Here is an 819-nt window from a genome sequence, read left to right on the forward strand (position 1 = left end):
GGTACTTGTTCTTGATAGTAACTTCATTTAGGGAATAGTAATCAACGCACATTCTCTGCATACCATCCTTCTTCAGAACAAAAATAACAGGTGCTCCCCAGGATGATGCACTAGGGCGGATATATCCTTTATCTAATAATTCTTGAAGTTGTTCCTTAAGCTCGGCTAATTGATTAGCGGCCATTCTATATGGTCTCTTGAAAATAGGTGCAGTATCAGGAACTAGTTCAATCACAAAATCAATTTCATGGTCTGGTGGCATACCTGGCAACTCTTTTGGAAAGACAACCGGAAATTCAGAGATGGTCCTGACGTCCATGGTTGAGGCAGCATCAAGTTGATTCAACACTACTCGATTGGAGGCGGCTTTGTCTGTGACCAAGTTTTCTGCCACATATTCCATTTCCTTACCACTGCTAGTTGTCAGTCTCACTGCCTTCTTAGCACAGTCAATCAATCCATTATGCTTGCTTAGCTAGTCCATTCCAATAATCATGTCAATTCCTTTTGACTCAAGAACTATGAGGTTGGCTAAGAATTCTACCCCCCTTATAAGAATGCTAACCTTAGTGCAAACATGCCTTGCATGCATATCTCCTCCAGGAGAACTAACAATCATCTGATTCTTTAGCATGGATAAGGGCAGGTTATGTTTTTGCACAAAATTAGCAGCTACGAATGAATGAGATACTCCATAATCAAATAAGACAGTTACATTATTATCATTGACCAGAATCATACCAATGATAACGTCCGGAGCTTCTTGAGCATCTTCTACTGCCACATGATTCACATGAGCACGAGCTTGATTCTGCCTTG

At 40.8% G+C, this 819-nt stretch carries 2 protein-coding genes; both read right to left on the reverse strand.

Annotated features, from left to right (window positions below):
* Window positions 1-403: hypothetical protein (locus ACQY5W_RS13065; protein WP_428025412.1), on the reverse strand; the 403-nt coding region annotated here is incomplete at its 3' end.
* 72 nt (window positions 404-475) lie between these two features.
* Window positions 476-819 (reverse strand): aspartyl protease family protein (locus tag ACQY5W_RS13070; RefSeq protein ID WP_428025413.1); only part of this gene is annotated, 344 nt, incomplete at its 5' end.

The sequence above is a fragment of the Arcobacter sp. genome, from assembly GCF_050300555.1.
In the GTDB taxonomy this organism is placed as follows: domain Bacteria; phylum Campylobacterota; class Campylobacteria; order Campylobacterales; family Arcobacteraceae; genus Arcobacter.